The following is a 24,699-nucleotide window of genomic DNA, read 5'->3' as shown; positions in this document are numbered from 1 at the left end:
TGGCAGGCATTGATCCAATTTTTGCAGCCTCGCAACGGTTCCGTCAGAGAAAACCGGCTTGAGCCGGGCAGGGCGGTTTCGTAGCGTAGTCGGATGAAAAAACGCAGCCCTTTTCGCTCTTTCAAGACCAGCCCGGAAATCATTCGCTTGGCGGTGATGCTCTACGGCCGGTTTCTTGTCGGTCAGCATTGCCGATCGCCTTCTTGGCCGCTCCGCAGGATCACAGCTTGTCAGTGACAAGTGCCGCAACCCTGCCATGGCGTGTCACGGTTTTCTTCAGGCATTCTCAAGGCTGCCTTGCGATCCCATATCCTCGTGACGAAGCCTTCGAGAACTTTCTCTTCATGGTAAACTGCACGGCAAAGACAGCGTCGCTCGCCGTTGTTTCTCCCAGTGCCATCGTTCAGGTGCCGCTGCCAATTGATCCCGGACTGCGTTTTCTCTGGCCTCCTGCTCCCGATTTCAGCGGTAAACATCGGGCTGAAGCGGTTTCACCAGAAGTCGGCCGTGATGAAAAAATCCGATGCCACGCGCGTGCAGAAGGTCTTCGACGTTGCGCAGCGACAATGGAAACCGGACAGACATCATCACGGCCCGGCAGATGATCTCGGGCGAAGCTTGAAATAGCGAAAGAGGTTGGGTTTTGTCATAGGGTGACGTCAGGCAGCGCGACCCCAGCCGGCAAGAAAGCTCATCTGACACTGTCGTCGTGGTCAGTCCTCGGAGTGGGTCAGTGCCGGGACATCGGATGCCCCCGCCGAACCGCGGCCCGAAAGCGACGGGTTTTCCATGAAGAAACGATGGCAGCTGAACTGCACGGTGTCGCCTTCGGGCAACATCCGTTCGGCTCCGCCGTGGGCGTCCAGAAGCCAGCTCTGGGCCGTGTCGGCCATGTTGGCGGCCATGATCTGCGATACGATCTGGGCCTTGACCGTTGGGTTGGTGCATTCGACGAGTGTTTCCACCCGTCGCACCAGATTGCGGCCCATCCAGTCGGCAGACGAGATGAACACCCGGGCGCGTTTGCTGGGCAGGTCGTGGCCATTGCCAAAACAGACGATCCGCGAATGTTCCAGAAACCGCCCGACAATGGATTTGACCCGGATGTTCTCACTCAACCCCTGCACCCCTGCGCGCAATCCGCAGATGCCGCGGATCACCAGCGAGATCTTCACCCCCGCCTGGGATGCGGCGTAGAGCGCATCGATCACGTCGGAATCGACGATGGCGTTCATCTTGGCCCAGATCGCTGCCTTTTTGCCGGACCGAGCATTTTCCGCTTCATTCCCGATCATCCTGATCAGCGAGGATTTCAAGGTCAGCGGCGAGATGGCGAGGTTTTCCAGCCTGTCGGGCACCGCATAGCCCGAGAGATAGTTGAACACCCGTGTCGCATCGCGCCCCAGCGCCGCATCGCAGGTAAAGAACGACAGGTCGGTATAGATCCGCGCAGTGATCGGGTGATAATTGCCCGTGCCATAATGTGTGTAGGTCACCAGCTGTTCCCCCTCGCGGCGGACCACCGTGCTGATCTTTGCGTGGGTTTTGTATTTCAGGAAGCCATAGACGACATGTGCGCCCGAGCGCTCCAGCCGCCGCGACTGGGCAATGTTTGCCGCTTCGTCGAACCGGGCTTTGAGTTCGACCAGCGCGGTGACGGATTTGCCCTGTTCGGCGGCGTCACAAAGGGCCGTAACGATCGGGCTGTCGCGCGACGTGCGGTACAGGGTCTGCTTGATTGCCACCACATCGGGGTCGTTTGCGGCCTGTGCCAGAAACCGGATCACCATGTCGAAGGTTTCATAGGGGTGGTGCAGCAGCATGTCCTTTTGGCGGATCGCGGCAAACATGTCGCCGTCGTGATCCTGAACCCGTTCGGGCACACGCGGGGTAAAGGATGGCCACAGCAGGTCGGGCCGTTCGTCCAGCACCAAGTGTTTGAGGTCGGCCATGCCGATCATCCCCGGAAGCTCGATCACCTCATCCTCGCGGACCGGCAGTTCGTTCATGATCACACGGCGCAGTCCGGCGGGTGCGTCGGCTGAAATGGTCAGGCGCACCACTTCGCCCCGCCGGCGACGTTTCAGCGCCACTTCAAATTCGCGCACCAGATCCTCGGCCTCATCCTCGACCTCAAGATCGCTGTCGCGCAGCACGCGAAAGGCGCAGGAGCCCTTTTCGACATAGCCGGGATAAAGGCTGGTCAGATGCAGCAGCAGCAATTCTTCAAGCGGTAGAAACCGGGCGGTGCCACTGGGGGCCGGCAGGCGGATGAAACGGTCGATCTGGGCCGGAATCGGCAAAAGCGCCCGCAGCTTGCGCTTGTCGGCGCGACGCTCCAGCTGCAGCGCAAGGGAATAGCCGGTGTTGGGGATGAACGGGAAAGGATGCGCCGGGTCGATCGCCAGCGGCGACAGGATCGGAAATACCTGAGTCAGAAAAACGGTTTCCAGATGGGCCAGATCGTCCTCGTCCAGCTGATCGCGGGTCAGGATGCTGATGCCCTCTTGCTCGAGCTGGCCGCGCAGTTCCTGCAACACCACCTGTTGGCGGTCCAGTAGGGCACGCGCATCAATGTCAATCATGACCAGTTGTTCGGCAGGGGTGCGGCCATCGGCGGCGGGTGTCGTATTGCCAGCCTGTGCCAGTTCGCGCAGACCCGCCACCCGCACGGTATAGAATTCATCCAGATTGGTCGCGCTGATCGACAAAAAGCGCAGCCGCTCCAGCAGCGGCACCTTTGGATTTGCCGCCTCTTCCAGCACGCGCCAGTTGAAGGCAAGCCAGCTGAGTTCGCGGTTAAAGAACCGTCCCGGCCCCGTCAGATCCACCTCGGGCAAGGCGATGGGCGGCGGAAAATCAGAGGCGAGGAAATCGGTCAGGCTCATATCAGGGTTCTGGCTCGATCATATGACGGGTCACTGCCGATCATGGCCCGTCATCGTCCGTGATGTCCAGCACCTGTGCTGCCAGTGGGCGGGTGATCGGGCGATGGTGTTCCAGTGACAGCGCGTCAAGGCGGGCGACCATATCATGGGCGGCGGCGAAATTACGGGTCATTCGCCGGGTGAGATAACGGATCACATCGGGGTCGACGGCCAGTTGCCGGTCGGCGAACAGTTTGGCCAGAACCGCGGCCAGCAGGTTGTCGTCGGGCGGGTCAATGGTGGCGACAGATGCCGCTGCCAGACGGCTGGCCAGATCGGGGAGGGCGATGTTCCAGCGGGCCGGGGCCGCGCGCCCGGTCACCAAAAGGCGGCCCCCGGTTTCAAGCACCAGATTGTGCAGGTGGAACAGCGCGGTTTCCGCCTTCCTGTCACCGGCGATGGCGGGCACGTCTTCGACCACCACTGCGCCGGTTGCGAGTGTGGGGATGTCGGCACCGGGCAGATCGCGCGCCGCAACGATGGTTGCCACCGTTTCCGACCCGGCAGAGGCCGAGGCCGAGGCCGCAAAGACATGGGCCAGATGCGTCTTGCCCGCGCCCGCAGGACCGGTCAGCGCCATCTTGCCCAGCGGCCAGTCACGCCAGCCGTCCAGCGCCGTCACCGCCAGGGTGTTGGCAGGTGAGACGAAGAAATCCTCGCGGCCCAGTGCAGGCACAGCGGGCAGATCAAATGTCAGTTGGCGTGGCACGATCAGGGCTCGTCGCTGTTGTCTTGACCGCGGTACAGCAGGCTTTGTCTATATTGCGACAGACCGTAGCGGATAACGACGCCCAGGGATGCCGCCACCGGCACCGCGACCAACAGGCCGACAAAGCCGAACACGGCGCCAAAGGCGGACAGCGCAAAGATCAGCCAGACGGGATGCAGGCCCACCGACTGTCCTACAAGTTTTGGCGTCAGGATATTGCCCTCGGCGAATTGCCCGGAAAAAAAGATCACCGCGACGACGGCGATCCACAACCAATCGCCCCAGAACTGAAACAGCGCCAGCCCCAGCGCCAGCGCGCCACCCACAAGGGCGCCGACATAGGGAATGAAGGTCAGGAATCCGGCGATGGCCCCGACGACCAGTCCAAAGTTCAGCCCGACCAGCGCCAAAGCCCCGGCGTAATAGATTCCGAGGATCAGGCAGACTGTCCCTTGCCCCCGGATGAAACCAGCCAAAGTGCTGTCGATGTCATTGGCGATGCGGCGCACGGTACCGACGTGTTCGCGCGGCACCATGGCATCGACCTTTGCCACCATCCTGTCCCAGTCAAGCAGCAGATAGAACGCCACGACCGGCACAATCACAAACAGAACCAGCACGTTGACGATCCCGCCGACGCTGGCCAGCAACCCGTTCAAGAGCTGTCCACCCCGGTCGCGCACGGTTTCGCCGATCCCTACCAGCGATTTGCGCAGGACCGAGCCCTCGTCGATCAGATCGGGAAAGCGTTCGGTCAGGAATGTTTGCAGGTTGGTGGCGATCTTGGGCGCCGATTCGACCAGCCCGACCGCCTGATTGATCAGCGTCGGGATGACCAGCAGCGCCAGCACCACGAAAAGCAGGATTGCAATGACCGTGATCACCGATGTCGCGGCCACGCGCGACAAGCCCAGCCGTTGCAGCCTGTCGGCCAGCGGATCGAGGCAATAAGCGATGGCGCCGCCCAGAATGAATGGCAGGATCACATCGCCCAGCCACCAGAGCACGAACAGAAACACCGCCGCGGCGATGCCCCAGTATTTCAACTGTTGGCGGGCTGGCAGGGCCATGATGCATTTCTCCTGACGCGGGACTTGTCGCTTATGGCGGCGTTCGGTGCAAGGGGCCGGATTGCGTGATGGGACAGCGCAAAAATCAGCGGACGCGCCAGTGTGCGCAAAGCCACCGGATAGATGCGGGGTACGATCACGGATCGGCTGTCCTTTGCTGAGCCATGGGTGGGGTGGTGAATATTGACCGGAAATGGCTTGCGGCCTTGGTTCAACCGGTCATGATGGTGGCGCGTGACAAACACGCGATAGTGGAGGTTTTCATGCGAAATATCTCGTTGATTGCGGCTACGGTATGTCTGTCGGCCACCGTTGCCATGGCTCAGGATTTCACGGCGGGAACATGGATCGACCTGACCCATTCGTTCAACGCCGAGTCGGTCTATTGGCCAACCGCCGATACCTTTGAACAAACCGAAGTTTTCGCGGGCGAAACGGAAGGCGGCTATTACTATTCCGCCTACAACTTTGCGGCGTCCGAACATGGCGGCACCCATCTGGACGCTCCGGTGCATTTCGCAGAAGGCGCTTTGTCTGCGGATCAGGTACCGATCAGCCAGTTGGTCGGGCCGGGCTTTGTGATTGATGTCACGAAACAGGCGGCGAGCGATGTCGACTATCTGGTCACCGCAGATGATATTCGCGCATTCGAGGCAGAACATGGCACGATACCCGCCGGGGCGATTGTTCTGCTGAACACCGGTCGCGCTGGGCTTTATCCAGATCGCGAAAGCTATATGGGTACGGCTGAACGCGGCGACGATGCGGTGGCAAAGCTGCATTTTCCGGGGCTGGGTGTGGATGGTGCCGAACTTCTGGTCGAGCGAAAGATCAATGCGGTTGGGCTTGATACCCCCTCGATCGACTTTGGCCAGTCGGGCGATTTCGCAACACATGTCATGCTGATGACCAACAACATTGCCGCTTTCGAAAATGTGGCCGACATGAGCGCTCTGCCACCCACGGGAAGCACGATCATCGCCCTGCCAATGAAGATCGAGGGTGGATCGGGTGGGCCTTTGCGCATCGTTGCACATATTGGCGACCAATGATGTCGGGTTGACCTGCACACACAGCCATCGACCGGGCCAAACAGCGACGCTGACAGGCCCGGCTTTCTGACTTCAAGATGATCCGCTGACGGATCCGGGTGCGGGGCGTCGCGTGACCGCCCCCGGATAAACAGCGCAAAGGGCGGTTCACAGAATGCACGAGCGCCGCATACCCGAATGGCTGCGCCATGCCCCAACGCCCGGAGTGCGGGGGTTCGCCGTTCTGAACGGGATCGATTCGATTGCCCGCGGGGTGTTGATTTCGGTCTTTCCGCTGGTGATGTTTCGCTCACTGGGCGACGTGGCATTGGTGTCGTCGGTATATTTTGTTGTGGGCCTGATGTCTCTGGCAACGGGGCTGCTGGTGCCCTGGATCACGCGGCTGATTCCGCGCCGGTTCGTGTATTCTGCGGGGGCGACGCTTTATGCCACCGGGGCCTTGACGGCGATGACCGGCAGCCCGGCGGCGGCGGTGGCCGGACTGGCCATGACGACCATGGGTACGGTGACCACATTCGTTTGTTTCAACGCCTATGTTTTGGATTACATTGCAAAATTCGATCTGGGGCGGAGCGAAACCTCGCGCATGTTCTACAGCGCGGCAGGCTGGACGGTGGGGCCATTGCTGGGGGTCACGCTGCACGGGCTTTGGGCGCCCGCGCCGTTTATAGTGTCGATTGCGGCCTCTTTGACGATGCAGGGGCTGTTCTGGTGGATGCGGCTGGGCAACGGACGTCTGATCGTCAAAAGCACGGCGCCTCCGGTAAATCCCTTGGCGTTTCTGCCACGCTTTACGGCGCAGCCGCGGCTGGTGGCGGGATGGATGTTTGCCGTGCTGCGGTCCTGCGGGTGGTGGGTTTATATTGTCTATCTGCCGATTTTCGCGATCCAGTCGGGTCTGGGGGACCGGCTGGGTGGGATCATGTTGTCACTGACCAACTGCGCGCTGTTTCTGACGCCTTTCATGTTGCCATGGATGCAGCGACGCACATTGCGCGCTGTTGTCCGTACCGGATTTGCGGTTTCCGGGCTGATGTTTGTCAGTGCCGCGCTGGTGTCGGGGGTGCCGTGGCTTGCTGTTGCCTGTCTGATGACCGGGTCGTTTTTCATGATTCTGCTGGATATCTCGGCGGGGCTGCCGTTCCTTCTGGCCGTAAAACCATCCGAGCGAACCGAAATGTCGGCGATATATTCAACCTATCGCGATGTGTCGGGCATCCTGACCCCCGGTGCCGCCTGGGTGGTGCTGAGCGTTGCACCCCTCGCCGGGATCTTTGCCGCCGCGGGTGTCGGGCTGCTTGTTTGCTGGGGTGTCGCGGGGCGGCTGCACCCGCGTCTGGGGCGGCGCAGGGTGGTATTGCCCTGTAATGCCGCGCCTTGTGATTGCAGGGCCAAGTGCAATGTGGGCGGGGCAGGGTAAGGAATCCCCTACTTTCATGCGCGGTGACCTTAGGGCATTGTAATCTTGTTTCGTGAGCGGGGAATTTTACCCGGGAACAACCGGATAGCTGGCGTAATCAAGCATTTAGATTGCCTGGCTATCCGCCTTAGTCCGACGCAGGCTGTCCCGGCTTGCAACAGGGGCCTTTTGGGCCCGCCGGACGAAGATTCGCGGCCAAACCCGTTCCCCCGGGCGGTCGCATGTGGCGCGGGGGGCGGTGGATCTGGCCCTCCGTCTCCTGCGCCACACCTATACCTTCCTCCACCATCCGTTAAAAATTCGTTAACATCGCGCGACCGATGCGGGTCGGGCAAAGTTCCGGTGCCTGTACAAGGACCGGGTCGGGGCATAACCGGATTTCGCGCCGCCTTGCCTGCCCGCGCGTCCGCGTCTAAACCCGGTCGCAACGCCACTTGCCTTATGGGGTCTAATCAATGCGCCTGTCCCGCTATTTTCTGCCAGTTCTCAAGGAAACCCCGTCTGAGGCGCAGATCGTCAGTCACCGCCTTATGCTGCGCGCGGGCATGATCAAACAGGCGGCGGCGGGGATCTATTCCTGGTTGCCACTGGGGTACAAGGTTCTGCGCAACATCGAAAAAATCGTTCACGAGGAGCAGCAGCGCGCGGGCCACATTCCGTTGCTTATGCCCACGCTGCAACCCGCCGACCTGTGGCGCGAATCCGGGCGATACGACGATTACGGCGAGGAAATGCTGCGCGTTCGCGACCGGCAGGACCGCGATCTGCTGTATGGTCCGACGAACGAAGAGATGATCACCGACATCTTCCGCTCGCATGTGGGCAGTTACAAGGAACTGCCGCTGACGCTGTATCACATCCAGTGGAAATTCCGCGACGAGATGCGGCCGCGTTTCGGTGTGATGCGAGGGCGCGAATTTCTGATGAAGGACGGATATACCTTCGATCTGACGAAAGAGGATGCGCTGCACGCCTATAACCGTCATCTGGTCAGCTATCTGCGCACCTATGAGCGGATGGGTTTGCAGGCGATTCCGATGCGCGCGGATTCCGGGCCGATTGGCGGCGATGACACACATGAATTCCTCGTGCTGGCCGAAACCGGCGAATCCGAAGTGTTCTATGACAGCGAGATCACCGAACTGAAATTCGGCGACCGGACGATCGACTATGATTCGGTTGAACAATGTCAGGCGGTGCTTGAGGAATTCACCTCTCGTTATGCCCGAACTGACGAAACCCATGATGCGGCAGAGTTTGCGAAAGTCCCCGAGGCCCGTCGCCGTACGGCGCGGGGCATCGAGGTTGGACAGATCTTCTTTTTCGGCACCAAATATTCCGAGTCGATGGGCGCCACGGTACAGGACGCCGACGGCAACAAAGTGCCGGTCCAGATGGGCAGCCACGGAATCGGTGTGTCGCGCCTGATGGGGGCAATCATCGAGGCAAGCCATGACGACAAGGGCATCATCTGGCCCGAAGGTGTCACACCGTTCCATTGCGGGATCGTCAATCTGAAGCAGGGCGATTCTGCTGCGGATGCGGCCTGTGAGGGGCTGTATGCCGCCCTGACCGCCAAGGGGCTCGAGCCGCTTTATGATGACCGCAAAGAACGGGCCGGGGGCAAATTCGCGACGATGGACCTGATCGGCCTGCCTTGGCGGATCACCGTCGGGCCGCGTGGGTTGGCCGCCGGGGTGGTGGAACTGACATCGCGCCGCACGGGCGAATCCGAAGAGATGACACCCGAGGCGGCAATCGACCGGGTGGCACAGATCTATGCCGGGAAATGATCGGCTTTTTGCCGGGGAGTGATCGGCGCGGGGCGATTTTGGAGAACGGTTGGTAGGGAACTTTTGTCGGTGCACCATGTTCAGTTATGGTGGAACCGGCAAAAGCCCCTTTGATGATCGCGACCTCAATGGCGAGCGCAGCGCTCTCCGTACCATTTTGCCCGTTTCTCTACCCAGCCAATTCCCTTGTTGAAGCCACGACCGACGACAACGGTCGTGGCGACGATCCTGCATGCAGCTACGTCGCGCTATGATCGTTGTTGCCGCTCTCCTGTGGCTTCTGACGGCGGTTTTCGTCACCGTCACGGTTCTGCCCCTGTCGAACAGCCATCTGTGGTGGATCCGGGCGATGGATTTCCCGCGTGCGCAATATGTTGTCGCGATTCTGCCGGTTCTGGCTGTGTGCCTTGCCTTTGGATTTCCGGGGCGCTGGGTGGTGGTTGCGCTGTTGCTGGCCTGTCTGGCGTGGCAGGTCTCGCGCATCCTGCCCTATACTCCGATCTGGCCGAAAGAAATCCGCCTGGCTCCCGAGGCGGCGGGCGCGATATCTGTGATGTCGCTGAACGTGCTGCGGGAAAACGAACGTTATGGCGACGTGATTGCGGCGGTGCAGGCAGAAGACCCCGACATCCTGTTCCTGATGGAGATCAACGACGCCTGGGAGCAGGCGCTGGAGCCGCTTCTTGCGCAATACCCCTCGGTCCTGCGTCACGCCAAAGACAACCACTATGGCTTGATCGCTGCCACCCGGTTGCCGGTGCACGATCTGCGGATCGAATATCTGACCACCGATCCCACCCCCACCGCCTTTGGCGAGCTGGAAGCGCCCGGGGGGCAGGTGTTCCGCTTTGTTGGCCTGCATCCGCAGCCGCCGGTGCCGGGCGTCGATACCAAGGAGAGGGATGCGCAACTGGTCTATTCCGCCCGGTTTGCACGCGATTCGGATGTGCCGGTCATTGTGATGGGCGATTTCAATGCCGTCGTCTGGTCCGATGTCACCCGCCGGTTCAAGCGGATCGGGCAGTATCTCGATCCCAGAATTGGACGCGGGTTGCTGCCCAGTTTCGACGCGAACCATCCGATCCTGCGGTTTCCCATCGATCAGTTGTATGTGACCCCGGATATCGCGGTGGTCTCGTTTGCACGCGGGCCGTATGTGGGCTCTGATCACTTCCCCATGGTGGCGCGGCTGCGGATCGATCCCGAATTGGCGGCAACGCTGAACCGTGCGCCCGACGGGGTGGACTCCGCTGAGCTCGAAAGGCTTTCCGAGATTGTCGAGAAACATCGCTTGGAGCTGAAAGCGATTGACCGCACGCCACGGTGATCCCGCCCGCCCTTGACCATTGCGTGCGGTTTTGCGCATGTCGCGGCAACGGCGCCCGAACCATTCCGACCCGCGCCTGAACAGCGACAGGAGCCGACATTGGCCGGATCTACCCCCCCGTTTGCCCGTTTTGAATGGCTGATCGCCTGGCGATACCTGCGTGCAAAACGCGCCGAGGGCGGGGTTTCGACAATGACCTGGATCTCGCTTGCCGGGATCACGCTGGCGGTGTTTGCCTTGATCGCGACGTTGTCCGTGCGGTCCGGGTTTCGCGAAGAATTCGTCGACACGATTCTGGGCGCCAACGCCCATGTGACCGTCTATTCCGGGATGCGGGTCAGCGACAGCGGTCAGACGAGCCGCACGATCGCCGATTTTGAGGCCATGTCGGAACGCGTGCGGGCCGTTCCCGGTGTGACCCGCGCAGCACCGCTGATCAAAGGGCAGGTGATGGCGACCCATCGCGGCCAAAATTCAGGGGTCGAGGTGTTCGGCATTTCGGCCGCGGATCTGGCCACGATCCCGCGGGTCGCAAACCCTGAGGAATTCTGGGGCGATATCGCCAACTTCAACGACGGCATCGCCATCGGTTCCGGCGTGGCGCGCGAATTAGGCGTCTCTATCGGTGACCGGATCAAGCTGATTTCGCCCGACGGCGCCAAGACCGCCTTTGGAACCTCGCCCCGGGTGTCGAATTATGAGGTTACCTATATCTTCACCGCCGGGCGTTATGACATCGACCGCACCCGCGTTTACATGCCGTTTGCCGAGGCGCAGAGCTATTTCAACCGCGAAGGTGTGGCGGATGAGCTGGAGGTTTTTGTCGAGAACCCCGAAGAGGTCGATAGCCTGACTCTGCCTCTGCTGGCAGCGGGGGGAGAGAACGCGCTGATCTGGACGTGGCGCGATTCATCCGGTGCCTTCCTGCGCGCACTGGATGTCGAGGACAACGTGATGTTCATCATCCTGTCGATCCTCGTGCTGATTGCGGCGATGAACATCGTGTCGGGGCTGATCATGCTGGTCAAGAACAAGGGGCGCGACATCGGCATCCTGCGCACCATCGGGCTGTCCGAGGGCAGTGTGTTGCGGATATTTTTCATCTGTGGCGCCGCGACCGGGATCATCGGCACTGCGCTGGGCGTGATCCTTGGCTGTGCCTTTGCAATCTGGATCGATCCGATCTTTTCTCTGGTCAACTACGTGTCGGGCGGCGGGGTGTGGGATCCATCGATCCGTGGCATCTATGCGCTGCCCGCCAAGCTGGAATTTGGCGATGTGATGTCCGCGGTGGCGCTGTCGCTGGGGCTGTCCTTTGTCGTCACGATCTTTCCTGCGCGTCGTGCCGCGCGAATGAACCCTGTCGAGGCGCTGCGTTATGAGTGATCCTGTTTTGGTGCTTGATGGCATCGCCAAGACCTATAACCCCGGTGCGGTCAACGAGGTGAAGGTGCTGGACGATGTGTCTTTGTCCGTTGACCGGGGTGAGGTGGTGGCGGTGATCGCGCCCTCGGGTGCCGGTAAATCGACGCTGCTGCATATCGCCGGACTGCTGGACACGGCCGATGCGGGCCGGGTGATTCTCGGGGGCGAAGATATGACCGGCCTGTCCGATCGTCGCCGCACCGGCGCACGCCGGGCGGATATCGGTTTCGTCTATCAGTTTCATCACCTGTTGCCGGAGTTCAGCGCGCTTGAAAATATCGTTCTGCCGCAATTGGCGGCCGGTGTTTCGGATAGTGCCGCGCGCGCCCACGCCCGCGATCTGTTGGACAGGGTCGGGGTAGGGCACCGCGCTGATCACCGACCCGGCGCGCTTTCGGGTGGCGAACAGCAGCGCGTCGCGGTTTGCCGGGCGCTGGCCAACCAGCCAAAGGTGCTTTTGGCCGATGAACCGACCGGCAACCTTGACCCCGGCACGTCGGACGCGGTGTTTGCTGCGTTGATGGAACTGGTCCGCACAACCGGTCTGTCGGCAGTGATTGCGACACACAATCTGGAGCTTGCCGCGCGGATGGACCGCACGCTGCGGCTGAAGGACGGCGCACTGGTTTAACCGCGGCCTCCACGCTCCTGACGTCGCTTCTCGGCTCGGTGGCACGACAAGCGACGTCAGGAGCGCGGAGTGCCCGGCGCACCCTTATTGCAGGTCGCCGAATGCTTCGGTCAGTCGCGCGACCGCCTCTTCGACCCGCGAGCGCGGTGTCGCAATGTTGAACCGAAGGAAGGATTCGCCACCCTTGCCGAAGGACGGGCCGGCGTTTGTTGCGATCCTTGCGCGCTTTGCCACACGGTCGGAAAACTCGGCCCGGTCCATGCCAGTGCCCGAAAAATCCACCCAGGACAGATAGGTCGATTCCAGCGGCATCGACGACAGGCCGGGTATCGCCTTGATTCCCGCGTCAAACAACTGCCGGTTGCCATCAAGGTAAGTGATCAGATCATCGACCCACGCCGCCCCTTCGGGCGAATAGGCCGCCGTCGCCATGAACAACCCGAACGAATTTGCCGACAGCCCCAGCGCCGCCATTCGCGCGGCAAAACGGGCGCGCAGGGTGGGATCAGAGATGATCACATTGCCAGAGTGCGACCCGGCGATATTGAAAGTTTTGGTCGTCGCGGTCATCATCACCAACCGGTCGGCAATTCCGTCGATCAGCGCCATGGGCGTGTGGCGATGACCGGGGAATACCAGATCGTGGTGAATCTCGTCGCTGACCAGAATCAGATCGTGACGACGGGCGAAATCGGCCACCTGCTCCAGTTCCTGCCGAGTCCAGACGCGACCGCCGGGATTGTGCGGCGAACAGAGGAGCAGCATGGTTTCGGACCCGTCGAGCTGCTTTTCCCAGCGATCGAAATCCAGACCATACCGCCCGTTGTCCAGCGCCAATTCACATTCCACCACCCGACGTCCTGCGGCGTGAATGACCCGGGCGAAGGCGTGGTAGACTGGCGTGAACAAAACGATTCCGTCACCGGGCGCGGTAAAGGCGTCAATGCACATGGCGGTTCCGTTGACGAGCCCGTGGGTGGTGAAAATTCCGTCCGGGTCCACCTGCCAGCCGTGGCGCGTCTCCATCCACCATTGAATCGCGGCCCGGTATTTGGATTCATCGCCGAAATAGCCGTAGATTCCGTGATCCACCATGTCCTGCACTGCCTTGCCGACACAGGCGGGGGGGCGGAAATCCATGTCGGCGACCCACATCGCCAATCCGCCGTCGCGCGGGACTCCGAACAACGGCTCCATCATGTCCCATTTGCTGCTGTGGGTGCCGTGGCGGTCGATGATTTCGTCGAAGCTCATTCTATGTCCTTGTTGTTGTTCGGCGTGAACCTAAGCGGATGGGCGGGGGCGGCAAGAGAGAAGCCGCCTCCGCAAAGCCGCGCCGGTTCTTGATGTCGGTTCTTGACGGTGAGCCGACCTGCGGAGAATCATCCGCGCCCGATGAAGGGCATATTGGTGGCCATCACGGTCATGAATTGCACATTGGCCGAGAGCGGCAAACCGGCCATATGACACACCGCATTCGCAACGTGGGCCACATCCATCACCGGCTCGGGTTTGATCGACAGGTCAGCCTGTGGCACACCGTTGAGCATCGCCGATGTCATGTCCGAGGCCGCGTTGCCGATATCGATCTGCCCGCAGGCGATGGACCAGGGGCGCCCGTCCAGCGACAGGCTGCGGGTCAGACCGGTGATCGCGTGTTTCGACGCGGTATAGGGGGCCGTACCCGGGCGCGGCACATGGGCCGAAATCGAGCCGTTGTTGATGATCCGTCCGCCCTGTGGCGATTGTTGCCGCATCAGATTGAACGCGCCATGGGCGCAAATAAATGCACCATTCAGGTTTACGTTGATGACATGCAGCCAGTCCTCGATCGGCACATCGCCAAGAGGTTGGGCTTTGACGTTGGTTCCGGCATTGTTGAACAGCAGATCCAGCCGCCCGTGGTCGGCTTCGATCCGGGTGAACAGCGCTTTCGCCTGTTCTGGCTGGGTCACGTCACAGGCTATGGCGTCGGCGGCGCCTTCGATCAGGGCGCAGGTTTCCTCCAACGCCTCGATCCGCCGCCCGGTGACGATGACGTGGAACCCGCTGCTTGCCAGAGCCACGGCGCAGGCCCGTCCGATTCCCGAACCGCCACCAGTGACCAATGCTGTCTTTTTCATCTGAATTGTCCGTTTTCCATTGCCCGGCCCAACCTAAATGTGGGCGGCTGCATGATGGCCAAGCATGGAGATTGCAGCGGCAGGGTCAAGATGCGCCGGCCTATGTTGCCGAAATCGACCCACGTCAACCACATGTTGTGTCTGTTTTGGGGCGGGGTCTAGATATGTGGCATTTTGGGCGAGATATCGCTGGGCTGCGATTGTCAAATGACACTGGTCAGTTCGATAAAGCGACAGAATTGCCGGCGCCGGTTGGCCGTACGGCAAAGTTTCGATTCTGCGTGATGCTGTTTAAACCTGCCGAAGAAAACGGAAATTTCCAATCGCATTGTGACGGTTAATTTAACCGGGCGCGCAATAGGCTTTGCGCGATGACGTCTTGGACAAATCGTCAATTGAAATTTCTCATCTTCGTCACAATTTTAACGTTGACCGTCTGGGGCCGGATACGTCAGTTTGTGGAAATCGACAGGGACTCCACCAGATGTGGTGGATGGTCGGAAGCAAACAGGATGGGCGGGCCGACCTGACGGTGCGATTGACCTGAAATGGTCATGCCCAAAAGTTTGACTCGTGCCTTTCGAAGGCGATGAAGAACGCTCTCGCAGAACCGTGCGGGAGAGATGTGAAAATCTGAACATGGGGCAGGCAGCGACATGAAAATCGAACGCAATTTCACCAAGGCAGGATCGGACCCCTATGCCCGGCTGGATTTCTCGACCATCACGTCGGAAATCCGCAATCCTGACGGTACGGTCGTGTTTCACAACGACCAGGTGGAGGTTCCGGGAAGCTGGAGCCAGGTTGCAAGCGATGTCATCGCCCAGAAATATTTCCGCAAGGCTGGCGTTCCTGCGGCCCTGAAGCGTGTGCGTGAAAAAGACATGCCCGAATTCCTGTGGCGCTCGGTTCCCGACGAAGCGGCTTTGTCGGCGCTGCCCGAATCTCACCGGTATGGCGGTGAGACCAGTTCCAAACAGGTGTTCGACCGGCTGGCGGGCGCTTGGACCTATTGGGGCTGGAAGGGTGGATACTTCACCAACGAATCCGACGCGCGCGCCTATTTCGACGAGATGCGTTTCATGCTGGCCACCCAGAAGGCGGCGCCGAACAGCCCGCAGTGGTTCAACACCGGGCTGCACTGGGCTTACGGTATCGACGGCCCGGCACAAGGGCATCACTATGTCGATTACAAGACCGGCAAGCTGACCCGTTCAAAGTCGTCCTATGAGCATCCCCAGCCGCACGCCTGTTTCATTCAGTCGGTGGCCGATGATCTGGTCAACGACGGCGGAATCATGGATCTGTGGGTGCGCGAGGCGAGGTTGTTCAAATACGGCAGCGGCACCGGCACCAACTTTTCCTCGCTGCGCGGGCAGGGCGAGAAATTGTCCGGTGGCGGGAAATCCTCGGGCCTGATGGGGTTCCTTAAGATTGGCGACCGGGCGGCTGGCGCGATCAAGTCGGGCGGCACCACGCGCCGCGCGGCCAAGATGGTGATCGTCGATGCCGATCACCCGGATATCGAGGACTTCATCAACTGGAAGGTCATCGAGGAACAGAAGGTCGCCAGCATCGTTGCCGGCTCCAAGATGCACGAGCAAAAGCTGAACGCCCTGTTCGCCGCAATCAAGGCATGGGACGGCAAGGTCGAGGATGCCTGTGACCCCAAGGTGAACGAGGCGCTGAAGGCAGCGGTCAAGGACGCCAAGAAGGTCGCGATCCCGGAAACCTATGTAAAACGCGTGCTGGATTACGCTAAGCAAGGCCACACCAGCATCGAATTCCCGACCTATGACACCGATTGGGACTCCGAGGCATACAGCAGCGTTTCGGGCCAGAACTCGAACAACTCGATCCGGGTGACCGATGCGTTCCTGAAGGCGGTCGAAACTGACGGCACATGGGATTTGATCAACCGCAAGGACGGCAAGGTCGCGAAAACCATTCAGGCCCGCGATCTGTGGGAGCAGGTCGGCCATGCCGCATGGGCCTGCGCCGATCCGGGCATCCAGTATCACGACACGATCAACGATTGGCACACCTGCCCCGAAGACGGCGCCATCCGTGGCTCGAACCCGTGCAGCGAATATATGTTCCTCGACGACACCGCCTGCAATCTTGCGTCGATGAACCTGCTGACCTTCCTCAAGGATGGTGAGTTTCAGGTCGCGGATTACATGCATGCCACGCGTCTGTGGACAGTGACGCTGGAAATCAGCGTCATGATGGCACAGTTTCCGTCCAAGGAAATTGCCCAGCGGTCCTATGATTTCCGGACGCTTGGCCTTGGCTATGCCAATATCGGCGGGCTGCTGATGAATATGGGCCATGGATACGACAGCGATGAGGGCCGCGCCTTGTGCGGCGCGCTGACGGCGATCATGACCGGCGTATCCTATGCCACTAGCGCCGAAATGGCGGGCGAGCTGGGTGCATTTCCCGGCTATGGCAAGAACCGCAATCACATGCTGCGGGTGATCCGCAACCACCGCAACGCAGCCTATGGCAAAACAGGCGGATACGAGGCGCTTGCGACACTTCCGGTGGCATTGGATCACGGCAATTGCCCCGATCAGCGCCTGATCGCGATTGCCAAAGGCGCTTGGGACGAAGCCCTCGCGCTGGGCGAAAAGAGCGGTTTTCGCAACGCACAGGTCAGCGTCGTTGCCCCCACCGGCACCATCGGTCTGGTGATGGATTGCGACACCACAGGGATCGAGCCTGATTTCGCGCTGGTCAAGTTCAAGAAACTGGCGGGCGGCGGATATTTCAAGATCATCAACCGGTCGGTCCCTGCCGCGTTGGAAAACCTTGGATACGGCAGCGCGCAGATCGAAGAGATCATCGCCTATGCGGTCGGCCACGGCTCCATCGGCAATGCGCCTTCGATCAATTCAAGCACGCTGATCGGCCACGGGTTCGGCGCGAACGAGATCGCCAAGATCGAAGCCGCCCTGCCGTCGGCCTTCGACATCCGTTTCGTATTCAATCAATGGACGCTGGGCGAGGCGTTCTGCCGCGAAACCCTTGGCATCCCGGCTGAAAAGCTGGCTGATCCCACGTTCGACCTGCTCCGCTCGCTCGGGTTTTCCAAACAGGATATCGAAGCGGCGAACGATCACGTCTGCGGAACCATGACGCTGGAAGGCGCGCCGTTCCTCAAGGAAGATCACTATCACATCTTCGATTGCGCCAACCCCTGCGGCAAGAAGGGCAGGCGGTTCCTTTCGGTCGACAGCCACATCCACATGATGGCGGCGGCGCAGTCGTTCATCTCGGGCGCGATCTCCAAGACAATCAACATGCCAAACGATTCGACCATCGAGGATTGCCAGAAAGCTTATGAATTGTCCTGGTCGCTGGGGGTCAAGGCGAATGCGCTGTACCGTGACGGTTCGAAGCTGAGTCAGCCGCTGGCGGCATCTCTGGTCGAGGATGACGAAGAGGCGCAGGAAATACTGGCCAGCGGCAGCGACCGCGAAAAGGCCATCGTGCTGGCCGAAAAAGTGATCGAAAAGATCATCATCAAGGAGGTCGCGCAAGAACGTGAAAGACTGCCCGAACGGCGCCGCGGCTATACCCAGAAGGCGATCATCGGCGGGCATAAGGTTTACCTGCGCACCGGTGAATACCGTGACGGCAAACTGGGTGAAATCTTTATCGACATGCACAAGGAAGGTGCCGGTTTCCGCGCGATGATGAACAACTTCGCCATCGCGGTGTCGGTCGGCCTGCAATACGGCGTACCGCTGGAAGAGTTCGTGGATGCCTTCACCTTCACCAAGTTCGAACCGGCGGGCATTGTGCAGGGCAACGAGACGATCAAGAACGCCACATCGATCCTTGACTATATCTTCCGCGAACTGGCCGTAAGCTATCTTGACCGCACCGATCTGGCCCATGTTCAACCCACCGGCGCAACTTTCGACGACATCGGCCGGGGCGAGCAAGAGGGCAAACGCAACTTCGCCCAAGTCCCGGGCAGCAACGGCAACTCACCGCTGGAAGTGCTGAAGCAGGTGGCGTCGTCCGGATATCTGCGCAACCGCATGCCGAAGGAACTGACCCTTCTGCAGGGCGGCGTGGCCACCGACACGGTCGCGGTCCTGCAAGCCCGCGCGCCCGAGGTGACGGCGCGCGGATCAGTGGTCGCAAGCACGGCAATAAATGCACGGGCCAAGGCAAAGATGCAGGGTTTCGAGGGCGAGGCCTGCGGTGAATGCGGCAACTATACACTGGTGCGCAACGGCACCTGCATGAAGTGCAATACCTGCGGGGGAACCAGCGGGTGCAGCTGAGGAGATGAGGACTGTCCAAAGGTCGCAAGCGCTCGACGGATGGCCCGACTTAGACCCCGTCCAAGGGTCAGAACGCCACAAGCCAGTCTTTGGCGTTGAACACTGAGATCCAGAGCAGGTGCGCTTGCTCTGTAGCCTGGACAGGCCGCAGGCATAAAACAAACCGAGCGGTGAACCAACTGAGCCTGTTCCAGTGAACCTATGGGGCGCCCTTGTGGCGCCCCTTTTTTATTCCGGCGAGGCTTTATTGCACAAATCGGTTGAGGGATTCATGTCGTGAATCCAGTGTGATAGCTGGCCCGCATGAATAAACCGACGCCTCCGGCCTGCAAGACGACGAACTGGACCGCCTACAATGAGGCGCTGAAGTGCCGCGGGTCACTGACGATCCACTGCCCGGCAGTCGCTGCTTGTAGCGATGAGAGGGTGGTTTGATCCCGAGATGAACTGGGATGGCGAACCTTCCGGCAGGAGGGGCAGATCGCGTACTCAGTGACGCCGCGATCCAGACTTGCCTGACCATGAAAGTGCTGTTCGGGATGGCACTTCGGCAGACGACTGGCTTTGTGGAAAGCCTCCTCCGGCTGGCGGGTCTCGCTTGGGCCGTGCCTGACTTCAGCACCATCTGCCGTCGTCAGAGGATACTTGCAGTCAATATTCCGTATCACGGCGCGCAGGGGCCGCTGCATCTGCTTAGCCCCTCTCGTCGCTGCAAGCAGCGACTGCCGGGCAGTGGACAGCACCGGCATCAAGATCGAAGGGGAAGGCGAATGGAACGCACGCAAGCAGGGCGGCCCCAAACAACGTGTCCGGCGCAAGATCCATATCGGCATTGATGAAGAGACACTGGACGTCAGAGCGGTCGAGATCACGGGTAGCAACACGGGTGAAGCACCGATGTTGCTTCATCGGCTTAATCAGATTCCGCGCGATCAGGAGATTGGCAGCGTGACCGCGGATGGCGCATACAACACGCGCAGATGCCACAACGCCATCCACTGCCCGGCAGTGCATGTTTACATGCATGAGAGGGGCTGACCGCGGTGCAGCCGCAGTCATTCCGCCACGCAAGAATGCCCAGCCGTGGAAGCCATGCACCGCTGGTGCCGTCGCCAGGAACGATGCGCTGCGCGCATCGAAGTATCTGGGTCGATCACTCTGGCGGACCTGGAGCGGATACCACCGCCGGAGCCGCGTCGAAACAAACCCTCTCATCGATTGCTTTGCAATCGACCGCCGGGCAACGGATGCATTGTGTGAAACAGCTCGGCCAACGCCTCCCTCTCATCGCTGCAAGCAGCGACTGCCGGGCAATGCATGGCGCGCGACTTCGACCGACAGGTCGCGGAGGTTCAGGTGCGCATCGCGATCCTGAACGGCTACACCGCCCTTGGCATTCCTGTCACAAAAGCCACGGCATGACTCCGCCTCAGGAAAGGTGAGCGTTTTCCGTCAGCTGATTTGTGCAACAGACCCGTCCATCACCCTACCGACCCGCGGTTTGTGGACGCCGCATAAAGACGTATGACGCATGTAAGCACTCAACCAACGTTCAAAATGTCAGCAAACCCCCACGTCAAAAGTAACATCCACGCATATCCGGCAAGGTCGCTGAAACAGCGCTGTGGTTGACTATTCCTTGGCATGATGGTCATTGATTTCAAACAATTATGTTCTCAAAGGTGGATCGCCTGATGCATATCACAGTTCATGAAGATAAAAGCGCGTTGGGGCGGGCTGCCGCTGCGGAGGGTGCTGCAGCGATCCGCGCCGCAATCGAGGCAGAGGGAAAAGCGTCAATCATTGTCGCAACCGGAGCCAGCCAATTCGAGGTGCTGGACGCCCTGATTCAAGAGGAAATCGACTGGTCAAAGGTGACCGCCTTTCATCTTGATGAATATGTGGGCGTGCATGCCGACCATCCTGCGAGTTTCCGGGGCTATCTGCGGGATCGTTTTGTCAATCGGATTGACGGTCTGAAAGAATTTGTACCGGTTGATGGCTCTGCAGATGATCTTGATGCGGCGATTTCTGCATTGAACGGGCGTATCGCGCAGGAAGAAATCGCGGTGTGCTTTGCCGGAATTGGTGAAAACTGTCACTTGGCATTCAATGACCCTCCGGCCGATTTCGAGATTGAAACACCGTTTATCGTCGTGACGCTGGACGAGGCCTGCCGCCGCCAGCAAATGGGCGAGGGTTGGTTTGCAACTTTGGAGGATGTGCCGGAACGCGCCGTATCCATGTCCATTCACCAGATCATGAAGTCGAAAAAGTTGATTATCTCGGTCCCCGATCAGCGCAAGGCGAAGGCTGTGGTGGCCGCTGTCGAAGGCAGTGTGACGGTCGACGCGCCCGCGTCGATTCTGCAGCGTCATGGCGCCTGTGCATTACATCTGGATGTTGATTCCGCGAGCCTGCGCAAGCCCCCGGCAGACTGAACACAGACGATCGCAGGGGCGTTTTGATCTTCATGTCAACGGATGCGCCGGGGTGGATTTCAACGATCCGGCGCTAACCGCTGCACAGATCGATAACAGTGGTCTGGCCTTACAGCAACGACTGCCCGAACATTGACATCGGTGGTATCATCGCCGGACAGAAGCTGAAAATGGCCGCAAGATTCTGCAACCGCACCTCGCTGGCAACGGGGCGATGACCGGAGTAATTCATTGCGACTTGTTGATTCAACGGTACGCTCGACCGACGTATTGGTGCCACGCGTCCGGGCTTATCTCGGCCAGATTGTCGGGCAGGGGGCTGCCATCACCTACCAAGCTCTTGCCAAGGCCTTGGCGATCTCGCCGCCAAATACCATCCATCAACTTACCGTCGCGTTGGAATGCCTGATGGAAGAGGACGCCGCGGCCGCCCGCCCGTTGATCGCAGCGCTTGTGATCAGCAAGACACGGGGCGGATTGCCGGCGCCAGGTTTTTTCGAATGTGCACGGCGGGTCGGACGTTTCGACGGCGACCCTTCGGGACCTGAAGCTTCAGCCTTCTACGTCGCAGAGTTCAACAGCGCAGTCGAGTTTTGGGGCGCGTCCGCCGAAGTGGTGCAATCTGATGCGAAAGATCCGCCAACTACGGGTGAGGGTAATTGAAAACCCACTGCCGGCACGACTTTTCGGGCGTGATCGGTCCAAATCCGGCACATAAGTGATAGTTTGCACGGCATTGCAGCCTCCGCGGAACAGTCATTTTCGCCAATCACGGTAGTTAACCGTGCGCGGGTTTTGTGACGGCAGCCGGTCACCCGAAAGCGACATAGGAGATCGCCCTGTTCCTGACCGCCCTCAGGCCATTCGTATCCCTTTGGCATCAAACAGATGCAGCGGTTCGGGATCGGCTGAAACGCTGAGCGATTGGCCCGGGCGAACATCGACGCGCTGACGCAGCAGCAATGTCACTGCATGTTCGCCGATCTGACCCTGTATCAGCCTCTCTGATCCGGTCGGGTCCACGTTGCCGACCTCCAACGCCACACCCTCTGGGTCAATCTGCAGATGTTCGGGCCGGATACCCAGTTGCACCTTGCCCGACACACCCGCACGCGCGTCGCGCCAACAGCGACCGGCAAAGATCACGCCGTCGTCTTCGATAGAGGCCGGAAAAAGATTCATCGCCGGAGAGCCGATAAAGCTGGCCACAAAGGTCTCGATCGGGCGGTGATAGATTTCCAGCGGCGCACCGGCCTGAATGACATCGCCGTCCTTCATCACCACGATCTGATCGTGGGTCACATGGATCGTCGTCACTTTCAGCCGCGAATGAAGCGTCTTCAACTCGGCCTGCATCTGCACCCGCAACTGCGCGTCAAGGTTTGATAGCGGTTCGTCGAACAGGAACACCTGCGGCTGACGCACGATGGTGCGACCCATCGCTACTCGCTGCCGCTGCCCGCAGGAAAGCTGTTTCGGCAGACGATCAAGATAATCGGTCAGCCCAAGGATCGTCGCTGCACGCTCTACTGCTGCACGACGCTCGGCCTTGCTGTGGCTCAACAGTCGCATCGAAAAGCCCATGTTGTCGACCACTGTCATATGCGGGTAAAGCGCATAGTTCTGGAACACCATTGCGATAACGCGGTGCTTCGGTTCGACCTCATTGACCACCTTGCCGCCAATGGCGACGAATGCATCCGAGAATGTGAAAATGTCGTTGGGCCGCGCTTGGGCAACCGGGCCATCGCCTTCAAACCGCACTGATCGCAGCGCGTTATCATAGAGGAAATAGGCATGTCCGCCCTTCGCCGTTTCCGCCAGCCGTTCATAAAGCGGGCGCAGCCGGTCGGTCAGCCGCTCGGCCAGCGCCGGGTCATGTGTCCGATAATGGTGGGCGAACGTCGCCAGCGCCTCCACCCCGCGGCCCTGGATCCAGCCATAGGTCCAGTCGGGGCCGCGCAATCCGTCGGCGGCGCCATAGCCCCGTCCGGTCAGAGCATCGACCTTGGTGTCCAGAAATGCGCAGTGCAGGGCAGGGCGGGCCAGCATCCATTCCAGCGTTTCGCGGTTGGCATTCTCATAGCGGGCCACGGCTCCGGCGCGGAATTCATTGGTGGAAATCGTCATTCTTTCATCCCCGACGCCGCAACGCCCTGCACAAAGCTGCGCCGCAAAAGTACGAAAGCCAGCAGCGAGGGCACCAGCACACAGGCCGAAGCCGCCGACAACCGCCGCAGATCGACAGTATAACCCGTCTGGAACAGCGCCAACCCGACCTCGATCGTATAAGCCGACCGCTTGGTTGCAACGATGATCGGCCAGGCAAAGGCGGTCCAGCTTTGGAAGAACGCCAGCACCGCCAGCGCCGCCAGCGGCCCGCGCAACAGTGGCAGGACAATGTGCCAGAAAATCCAGAACTCGCCCGCGCCGTCGACCCGGGCCGCTTCGATCAATTCGTCAGGGATCGAGCTGAGCACGTTCTGACGGATCAGGAAGATGCCAAAGCTCATCACCAGATAACCAACCAGAAGGCCGGGAACCGAATTCAGCAGCCCCAGTTGTTTGACCTGAAAATAGAGCGGGATCATATAGACTTCGAACGGCACATTGGCCGTGGCGAGGAACAGGAAAAACACGATGTTGATGCTGCGGAACGGAAACTTGGCGACGACATAGCCCGCAATCGCCGAAGTGGCGACGATGGAAATCGACGAACCGATGGCATCGCAAGCCCCGGGGGATTCCGCGGCGAGCGTGACGATCCGCACCAAGCCGCCCGCCGCTTCCTGCCAGCGCCGGATTTCAGCGCTGTCCGCTGCTCTGACATCGGCGGCAGGATGGGCGCCACGCGGTCTGTCCTCGACCGAAATGAATGGCCCCTCAACAGGTATTCCGGCGATCATCCGCGCTGCCAGAGCATCGGTTTCGACCGACTTTGCGAGGGTTTGTAGACTCTGGATCAACCGGGGTTCCGATGCCGAAACAACCGTGGGAAGGAAGCGTGTCACCGCTTCGTCGGCCAGACGGTGACACAGGGCCACCACCGTCGGCACGGTCAGCGCGCCGTCATTCAGGTCAAGACCGGCAAAGCCGTTGACCTGCAGGTCAACCAGACCCGGCGACAGCCACGGCGCGCCCTGCTGCTCTGGCGCATCCGAAATGGCGGCGATCCACCCGTCCGCGACACCCACGGTTTTCATTCGGCCGGTGGCGGGATCGTGCCCGGAGTATTCCGCTGGCTGGCTCACAGCGCCCGGACCCGGCCGCGAAACCGACCGATAAACCGCGCGCTCGACTCGTCGCCACCGGGCGCGTTGCCGCTGCGCCAGGCCGGCGGCTCGATGCCGCGTTCGGTCAGCAAGGCGACGGTGTGAATGACCAGTGAGTTCAGCGCAAAGGCGTTGGCAAAGGTGGAAATCGCGGCGATATCCTGTTCCATTCTGGGAACCCGCACCACCGCATCCCCGACCGGTACCT

The 24,699-nt window shown here is 60.4% G+C and carries 19 protein-coding genes and 1 pseudogene; 12 read left to right on the top strand and 8 right to left on the bottom strand.

Features of this window, described 5'->3' with window-relative positions; all coding sequences use genetic code 11:
• Positions 1-93: 93 nt before the first annotated feature.
• Positions 94-174: pseudogene (locus FQ320_RS26650) on the top strand (IS6 family transposase); the annotation flags it as partial.
• Positions 175-713: 539 nt separating this feature from the next.
• Here the strand turns inward: FQ320_RS26650 and FQ320_RS21870 are convergent.
• Genes FQ320_RS21870 through FQ320_RS21860 form a run of 3 tightly spaced genes read right to left on the bottom strand, consistent with a single transcriptional unit; the run spans position 714 to position 4,706 of the window.
• Positions 714-2,888 (bottom strand): RNA degradosome polyphosphate kinase, encoded by a 2,175-nt coding sequence (locus FQ320_RS21870; protein ID WP_148475422.1) that lies wholly within the window; start codon positions 2,886-2,888, stop codon positions 714-716.
• A gap of 40 nt (positions 2,889-2,928) precedes the next feature.
• The gene (locus tag FQ320_RS21865) at positions 2,929-3,636 is read right to left on the bottom strand and encodes a DnaA ATPase domain-containing protein (RefSeq protein WP_148475421.1); all 708 of its coding nucleotides are present in this window, start codon (positions 3,634-3,636) and stop codon (positions 2,929-2,931) included.
• 2 nt (positions 3,637-3,638) lie between these two features.
• The gene (locus tag FQ320_RS21860) at positions 3,639-4,706 is read right to left on the bottom strand and encodes an AI-2E family transporter (RefSeq protein ID WP_148475420.1); all 1,068 of its coding nucleotides are present in this window, start codon (positions 4,704-4,706) and stop codon (positions 3,639-3,641) included.
• 263 nt (positions 4,707-4,969) lie between these two features.
• Between FQ320_RS21860 and FQ320_RS21855 the strand changes: the two genes are divergently transcribed.
• The 6 genes from FQ320_RS21855 to FQ320_RS21830 all read left to right on the top strand — a co-directional run bounded on the left by FQ320_RS21855 (position 4,970) and on the right by FQ320_RS21830 (position 12,354).
• The gene (locus FQ320_RS21855; RefSeq protein ID WP_148475419.1) at positions 4,970-5,758 is read left to right on the top strand and encodes a cyclase family protein; all 789 of its coding nucleotides are present in this window, start codon (positions 4,970-4,972) and stop codon (positions 5,756-5,758) included.
• A gap of 154 nt (positions 5,759-5,912) precedes the next feature.
• Positions 5,913-7,178, top strand: a complete 1,266-nt coding sequence (locus tag FQ320_RS21850) for an MFS transporter (RefSeq protein WP_148475418.1) — start codon at positions 5,913-5,915, stop codon at positions 7,176-7,178.
• A 455-nt stretch (positions 7,179-7,633) separates the two neighbouring features.
• Positions 7,634-8,971: a proline--tRNA ligase gene (gene proS / locus FQ320_RS21845; RefSeq protein WP_148475417.1), complete on the top strand. Its 1,338-nt coding sequence runs from the start codon at positions 7,634-7,636 to the stop codon at positions 8,969-8,971.
• A 232-nt stretch (positions 8,972-9,203) separates the two neighbouring features.
• Positions 9,204-10,298, top strand: a complete 1,095-nt coding sequence (locus FQ320_RS21840) for an endonuclease/exonuclease/phosphatase family protein (RefSeq protein ID WP_148475416.1) — start codon at positions 9,204-9,206, stop codon at positions 10,296-10,298.
• Positions 10,299-10,397: 99 nt separating this feature from the next.
• Entirely contained in the window at positions 10,398-11,684 is a 1,287-nt protein-coding gene (locus tag FQ320_RS21835) for a lipoprotein-releasing ABC transporter permease subunit (protein WP_148475415.1), read from the top strand.
• Complete coding sequence (locus tag FQ320_RS21830; RefSeq protein WP_148475414.1) at positions 11,677-12,354, top strand: ABC transporter ATP-binding protein; 678 nt, start codon at positions 11,677-11,679, stop codon at positions 12,352-12,354. Before FQ320_RS21835 ends, FQ320_RS21830 begins: the two co-directional genes overlap by 8 nt.
• Positions 12,355-12,438: 84 nt before the next feature.
• Here the strand turns inward: FQ320_RS21830 and FQ320_RS21825 are convergent, their stop codons facing one another.
• Positions 12,439-13,608, bottom strand: coding sequence for a MalY/PatB family protein (locus tag FQ320_RS21825; protein WP_148475413.1), 1,170 nt, complete (start codon positions 13,606-13,608; stop codon positions 12,439-12,441).
• Between the two features lie 128 nt (positions 13,609-13,736).
• Positions 13,737-14,477: an SDR family oxidoreductase gene (locus FQ320_RS21820; protein ID WP_148475412.1), complete on the bottom strand. Its 741-nt coding sequence runs from the start codon at positions 14,475-14,477 to the stop codon at positions 13,737-13,739.
• A gap of 656 nt (positions 14,478-15,133) precedes the next feature.
• On the opposite strand from FQ320_RS21820, the gene FQ320_RS21815 reads away from it, so the two are divergent.
• The 5 genes from FQ320_RS21815 to FQ320_RS21800 all read left to right on the top strand — a co-directional run bounded on the left by FQ320_RS21815 (position 15,134) and on the right by FQ320_RS21800 (position 21,882).
• Positions 15,134-18,778 (top strand): vitamin B12-dependent ribonucleotide reductase, encoded by a 3,645-nt coding sequence (locus tag FQ320_RS21815; protein ID WP_148475411.1) that lies wholly within the window; start codon positions 15,134-15,136, stop codon positions 18,776-18,778.
• Between the two features lie 452 nt (positions 18,779-19,230).
• The gene (locus tag FQ320_RS26950; protein ID WP_370513092.1) at positions 19,231-19,614 is read left to right on the top strand and encodes a transposase; all 384 of its coding nucleotides are present in this window, start codon (positions 19,231-19,233) and stop codon (positions 19,612-19,614) included.
• Entirely contained in the window at positions 19,511-19,816 is a 306-nt protein-coding gene (locus FQ320_RS26945; protein ID WP_370513091.1) for a transposase, read from the top strand. Before FQ320_RS26950 ends, FQ320_RS26945 begins: the two co-directional genes overlap by 104 nt.
• A gap of 656 nt (positions 19,817-20,472) precedes the next feature.
• Positions 20,473-21,219 (top strand): 6-phosphogluconolactonase, encoded by a 747-nt coding sequence (locus FQ320_RS21805; protein ID WP_148475410.1) that lies wholly within the window; start codon positions 20,473-20,475, stop codon positions 21,217-21,219.
• A 231-nt stretch (positions 21,220-21,450) separates the two neighbouring features.
• Positions 21,451-21,882, top strand: coding sequence for a hypothetical protein (locus tag FQ320_RS21800; RefSeq protein WP_148475409.1), 432 nt, complete (start codon positions 21,451-21,453; stop codon positions 21,880-21,882).
• 192 nt (positions 21,883-22,074) lie between these two features.
• Here FQ320_RS21800 and FQ320_RS26790 read toward each other — a convergent pair whose 3' ends face one another.
• Genes FQ320_RS26790 through FQ320_RS26630 form a run of 3 tightly spaced genes read right to left on the bottom strand, consistent with a single transcriptional unit; the run spans position 22,075 to position 24,661 of the window.
• Positions 22,075-23,349, bottom strand: a complete 1,275-nt coding sequence (locus FQ320_RS26790; protein ID WP_305080837.1) for an ABC transporter ATP-binding protein — start codon at positions 23,347-23,349, stop codon at positions 22,075-22,077.
• Positions 23,346-24,470, bottom strand: coding sequence for an ABC transporter permease subunit (locus FQ320_RS26145; RefSeq protein ID WP_255509661.1), 1,125 nt, complete (start codon positions 24,468-24,470; stop codon positions 23,346-23,348). The genes FQ320_RS26790 and FQ320_RS26145 overlap by 4 nt, the downstream gene beginning before the upstream one ends.
• Positions 24,467-24,661, bottom strand: a complete 195-nt coding sequence (locus FQ320_RS26630) for a hypothetical protein (RefSeq protein ID WP_255509660.1) — start codon at positions 24,659-24,661, stop codon at positions 24,467-24,469. The genes FQ320_RS26145 and FQ320_RS26630 overlap by 4 nt, the downstream gene beginning before the upstream one ends.
• Between the last annotated feature and the right edge of the window lie 38 nt (positions 24,662-24,699).

The organism is Oceaniovalibus sp. ACAM 378 (genome assembly GCF_008085915.1).
Classification (GTDB): domain Bacteria; phylum Pseudomonadota; class Alphaproteobacteria; order Rhodobacterales; family Rhodobacteraceae; genus Oceaniglobus.
Note: the sequence above shows the minus strand (reverse complement) of the source record. Positions and strands in the feature narration are given on the sequence as shown.

Coding starts and splice junctions, on each gene's coding strand:
- FQ320_RS21870 (WP_148475422.1), bottom strand. CDS start 2,888: ATGAGCCTGACCGATTTCCTCGCCTCTGATTTTCCGCCGCCCATCGCC.
- FQ320_RS21860 (WP_148475420.1), bottom strand. CDS start 4,706: ATGGCCCTGCCAGCCCGCCAACAGTTGAAATACTGGGGCATCGCCGCG.
- FQ320_RS21855 (WP_148475419.1), top strand. CDS start 4,970: ATGCGAAATATCTCGTTGATTGCGGCTACGGTATGTCTGTCGGCCACC.
- FQ320_RS21850 (WP_148475418.1), top strand. CDS start 5,913: ATGCACGAGCGCCGCATACCCGAATGGCTGCGCCATGCCCCAACGCCC.
- proS (WP_148475417.1), top strand. CDS start 7,634: ATGCGCCTGTCCCGCTATTTTCTGCCAGTTCTCAAGGAAACCCCGTCT.
- FQ320_RS21840 (WP_148475416.1), top strand. CDS start 9,204: ATGCAGCTACGTCGCGCTATGATCGTTGTTGCCGCTCTCCTGTGGCTT.
- FQ320_RS21830 (WP_148475414.1), top strand. CDS start 11,677: ATGAGTGATCCTGTTTTGGTGCTTGATGGCATCGCCAAGACCTATAAC.
- FQ320_RS21825 (WP_148475413.1), bottom strand. CDS start 13,608: ATGAGCTTCGACGAAATCATCGACCGCCACGGCACCCACAGCAGCAAA.
- FQ320_RS21820 (WP_148475412.1), bottom strand. CDS start 14,477: ATGAAAAAGACAGCATTGGTCACTGGTGGCGGTTCGGGAATCGGACGG.
- FQ320_RS21815 (WP_148475411.1), top strand. CDS start 15,134: ATGAAAATCGAACGCAATTTCACCAAGGCAGGATCGGACCCCTATGCC.
- FQ320_RS26950 (WP_370513092.1), top strand. CDS start 19,231: ATGGCGAACCTTCCGGCAGGAGGGGCAGATCGCGTACTCAGTGACGCC.
- FQ320_RS21805 (WP_148475410.1), top strand. CDS start 20,473: ATGCATATCACAGTTCATGAAGATAAAAGCGCGTTGGGGCGGGCTGCC.
- FQ320_RS26790 (WP_305080837.1), bottom strand. CDS start 23,349: ATGACGATTTCCACCAATGAATTCCGCGCCGGAGCCGTGGCCCGCTAT.
- FQ320_RS26630 (WP_255509660.1), bottom strand. CDS start 24,661: ATGGAACAGGATATCGCCGCGATTTCCACCTTTGCCAACGCCTTTGCG.